General features: G+C 75.4%; 4 protein-coding genes. 3 read left to right on the top strand and 1 reads right to left on the bottom strand.

Annotated features, from left to right (window positions below; genetic code table 11):
* Nucleotides 1-329: 329 nt before the first annotated feature.
* Nucleotides 330-1,196: a hypothetical protein gene (locus C7C46_RS27210; RefSeq protein ID WP_220040699.1), complete on the top strand. Its 867-nt coding sequence runs from the start codon at nt 330-332 to the stop codon at nt 1,194-1,196.
* 88 nt (nt 1,197-1,284) lie between these two features.
* Here C7C46_RS27210 and C7C46_RS27205 read toward each other — a convergent pair whose 3' ends face one another.
* Entirely contained in the window at nt 1,285-2,682 is a 1,398-nt protein-coding gene (locus C7C46_RS27205; RefSeq protein WP_110672582.1) for a DUF1015 family protein, read from the bottom strand.
* 246 nt (nt 2,683-2,928) lie between these two features.
* Between C7C46_RS27205 and C7C46_RS27200 the strand changes: the two genes are divergently transcribed.
* Complete coding sequence (locus C7C46_RS27200) at nt 2,929-3,432, top strand: tetratricopeptide repeat protein (RefSeq protein ID WP_110672581.1); 504 nt, start codon at nt 2,929-2,931, stop codon at nt 3,430-3,432.
* A partial coding sequence (locus C7C46_RS27195; protein WP_110672580.1) for an HAD-IIA family hydrolase occupies nt 3,429-4,273 on the top strand: 845 nt, incomplete at its 3' end. The genes C7C46_RS27200 and C7C46_RS27195, both read left to right, overlap by 4 nt.

The raw sequence follows: 4,273 nt of genomic DNA, 5'->3' as shown, positions 1-4,273 counted from the left end.
GCGGTGGCGACCGTGGTGGTCGTCCGTCCTACGGTGACCGCCCCTCCGGGGACCGTGGTGGCCGTCCGTCCTACGGTGACCGCCCGGGCGGCGACCGTGGCGGCCGTCCGTCCTACGGTGACCGGGACCGCGGCGCGCGCCCGTCGTACGGCGACCGGGACCGCGGCGCGCGCCCGTCGTACGGCGACCGGGACCGTGGTGCCCGCTCCTTCGAGGGGCGCCGCGACGACCGTGAGGGGGGCGGCTACGAGGACCGCCGGGGCAACTTCGAGCCGGTGCACCGCCTCCCGATCCCCGAGGACGTCACGGGCGCGGAGCTCGACGGCGACGTGCGCCAGGAGCTGAAGAGCCTGCCGAAGACCCTCGCCGACGACGTGGCCCGCAACCTGGTGATGGTCGCCCGGCTGCTGGACACGGAGCCGGAGGAGGCCTACAAGTACTCGCGGGTCGCGCTGCGGCTGGCCTCCCGGGTCCCCTCGGTGCGCGAGGCGGCCGGCTTCGCCTCGTACATGACGCAGCGTTACTCGGAGGCGCTGACCGAGTTCCGGGCCGCGCGCCGGATGACCGGTCGGGCCGACCTGTGGCCGGTGATGGCGGACTGCGAGCGCGGTCTGGGCCGTCCGGAGCGGGCGCTGGCGATGGCCGGTGAGCCCGAGGTGAAGCAGCTGGACAAGGCCGGCCAGGTGGAGATGCGCCTGGTGTCGGCCGGTGCGCGCAGCGACCTGGGCCAGCACGACGCGGCCGTGGTCACCCTGCAGAGCCCGGAGCTGGCCTCCAACACGGTGCACCCGTGGACCGCGCGGCTGCGTTACGCCTACGCCGAGGCGCTGATCGCGGCCGACCGGGCCGACGAGGCGCGCGACTGGTTCGTCAAGGCGGCCGAGGCCGACCCGGAGGGGCAGACCAACGCCTCCGAGCGGCTGGCCGAGATCGACGGGCTGGAGTTCGTCGACGCGCTCGACCCGGAGTCCGAGGAGGACGAGCCGGTCGAGGCGCCGCGCGAGGAGCGCCGGGACCACCGCGAGGACGGTGAGGACCGGGTGATCTTCGAGGAGGACGAGGACGTCGAGGAGTACTACGACGAGGACGACCTGGAGATCGACGAGGCGGACGACGACGAGGCCGACGAGGTCGGCCGGAGCCGTGACGACCGTGACGACCTCAGCCGTGACGACCGCGACGACCGTCGCGACTGACGGGTAGCAGGTACCTGAGTGGCCCCCAGCCGATCCGGCTGGGGGCCACTCGCGTTCAGGGACCCGGTGCGGGGCGGCCCGGGACGGGTCAGCCGAGTTCGAGGCTGCGCAGCACCAGGCCGGTGGCGGGCTTGGGACCGAACGAGGTGGACTTGCGGGGCATGGTGACGCCCTGTTCGGCCAGTCGCCGGACCACGCTCTCGTCGACCGGGTGGAGCAGCACGGCGGTGCCGCCGGTACGGGCGGCCTCGCGCTCGGCGGCCGCGGCGGCGTGCAGGTAGCCGATGTCCTCGGGGCTGTCCGGCACCCGCCAGACGTGCTCGAGCAGAGTGGAGTGCAGCACGGTGGCGTCCAGGTGGCGCCATTCGGCCGGCTTGTCGGCGGGCACGGTGCGCTCCAGCAGCGCCTCGTCGGGGCCGGTCAGCAGGTGGTAGGTGCCGTCGCCGGCGGTGAGCACGAAGGCGTTGCCGCCCGTCGTCTTCGCCGCGGCCAGTTCGGTGAGCGCGGCGGTCAGTGGACCGGACAGGCTGCGCAGCTGCCAGCCGTCGGACTCCTTGTCCAGTGCGGCCATCGCCTCGGCCGGCGACAGCCGGTACAGCACCCGGTGGATCGCCCGGACCCGCAGCGGGTAGCGGGCGGTGTCCACCAGCAGCACCATGCCGCGGTCCCAGGGGCTGAACGGCAGGTGGCGGTTCTCGCGCTGCAGCCGCAGGTACATCTCCCAGCGGTGGTGGCCGTCGGCGATCAGTGCCCGGCAGGTGGCCAGGTCGCGGCTGACCTCGGCCAGCTCGGCGGGGCTGGTCACGGCCCAGAGCCGGTGCCGGGTGCCGTCCGAGGTGGTGGTGGTGAGCAGCGGCTCCTCGCACACGGCGCGCTCGATCACCGCGGCGGCGCCGCCCTTGCCCCGGTAGGTGAGCAGCAGCGGCTCCAGGTTGGCCCGGGTGGTGCGCATCAGGCCGACCCGGTCGGCGACCGGACGGGGCATCACGTCCTCGTGCGGGAGCACCACGCCGCCCTCGGGGCCGCTGACCGCGAGGGCGCCGATCAGGCCGCGCTGCAGCAGTTCGCCGCTGGGGCTGTCGGCGTCGGTGCACTGCTCGTAGACGTAGAGCGCGGGCTGCGGGTCGGGGGCCAGCACGCCCTCGCTCAGCCAGGCCTGGAGCAGTCGGGCGGCGTGCCGGTAGCGGGTGTCGCGGTCGGAGCGCTCGCCGGTGTCCTCGGGCTCGGGGCGCGGCAGGATGAGGCGGACCACGTTGTGCGGGTCGGCGGTCTCCAGGGTGAGGCGGCGGTGCGGGTCGACCACGTCGTAGGGCGGGGAGGTGACGGCGGCCAGCGTGCCGACCCGTTCGGGGACGTAGCGCAGCCCGCGGAAGGGTGACAGCGAGAGCCCGGCGGTGGCCACGTGGCCAGGGTCTCCCGGGCCGCCCGGCACGGCCGGGGCGGCGGGCCGGGCGGTGGAGTCGCCGGCGGCGCGGGGTGCAGTCATCAGTTCTCTCCCGAGGGTCCCCGGCCTGTGGGACCGAGGGGGACTGGACGGCCCGCCGCCCTGGGTCGCAGGACGCCGGGATGGGCGGCACAGAAATCCGTGGGCCCCGCCGTGCGGCGGAGCTGGTCAATCTGGGAAGGGTATCGGGGAACCTGGTTGTTCCCAGATCTTGCAGAAGAATCCGTCCGGCGGCGCGCTGTCGGCGCCGTGGCGGTGGTGTGCGGCGTGCGGCGGACGGGAGGCGGGATGGACGAGGAGCAGGCGATGGGCGGGGCACCGGTCGGGGACGTGTACGAGTGGTTCCGGCGCGGTGAGCGGCTGTTGGCGCAGGGGCACCCGGCGGCGGCCGAGCAGTTGCTGGCCCGGGCGGCGGCCGCCGAGCCGGAGTCCAAGAGCATCCGGGAGGCGCTGGCCCGGGCCCAGTACGACACGGGTGCCTACGCGGCGGCGCTGGCGAACTTCCGGACCGTGGCGCAGGCGGATCCGTCCGACGACTACGCTCAGTTCGGCTGGGGCGTCGCGGCCGCCCGGTTAGGCGACTTCGAGGCCTCGGCGGAGCACTTGGCGCTGGCGGTGGCGATGCGGCCGCAGGCCGAGCACTACCGCAGGGCGCTGCGGCAGACCCGGGCCACCCTGGCGGCCCGGGCCGGGGCCTACGGCCCGCTGCTGCCCGGCGCGCCCGGCTACCTGCCCGTGCAGGCGCAGTCGGGTGCCGACGACGACCCGAGAGACGAGGACGACCGCGCATGACGCACACTCAGCTGCCCGGCCACAGCGAGCAGCCGCTCACGGCGGCCTACGACACCGCGCTGCTCGACCTGGACGGGGTGGTGTACGCCGGTGCGGCCGCGATCGAGTACGCGGTGGAGTCGCTGGATGCGGCCCGGGCGGCGGGGATGCGGCTGGCGTACGTGACGAACAACGCCTCCCGGCCGCCCCGGGCGGTGGCCGCGCACCTGACCGAGCTGGGTGTCCCGGCGGCGCCCGAGGACGTGATCAACTCCGCCCAGGCGGCGGCCCGGCTGGTGGCGGAGAAGGTGCCGGCCGGAGCCAAGGTGCTGGTGGTCGGCGGTCCGGGCCTGGTGGAGGCGCTGGCCGAGCGCGGCCTGGTGGCGGTGGAGTCGCTGGCCGACGGCCCGGCCGCGGTGGTGCAGGGCTTCGACCCGTCGGTGGGCTGGGAGCGGTTGGCGGAGGCCGCCTACGCGGTGGCCGCCGGCCTGCCCTGGGTGGCCTCGAACACCGACATGTCGATTCCCACCGCGCGCGGGGTGGCGCCGGGCAACGGCACCCTGGTGGCCGCCGTGCGCGCGGCCACCGGCGCGGAGCCGGAGGTGGCGGGCAAGCCGCTGCCGCCGATGCACCGGGAGACGGTGCTGCGCACCGGGGCGAAGCGGCCGCTGGTGGTCGGTGACCGGCTGGACACCGACATCGAGGGCGCGTTCAACGGCGGGGTGGACAGCCTGCTGGTCTTCACCGGGGTGAGCACCCCCGCCCAGCTGCTGGCCGCGCCGACCCAGCCCCGGCCGCCCCTCCTGGCCGCCGGCCTGCGCGGGCTGCTGGAGCCGCCCCCCGCGGGCGCTTTTCTGCCCGG

It is taken from the genome of Streptomyces tateyamensis, assembly GCF_003205575.1.
In the GTDB taxonomy this organism is placed as follows: domain Bacteria; phylum Actinomycetota; class Actinomycetes; order Streptomycetales; family Streptomycetaceae; genus Kitasatospora; species Kitasatospora tateyamensis.
This window is presented reverse-complemented; position numbering and strand designations above follow the sequence as displayed.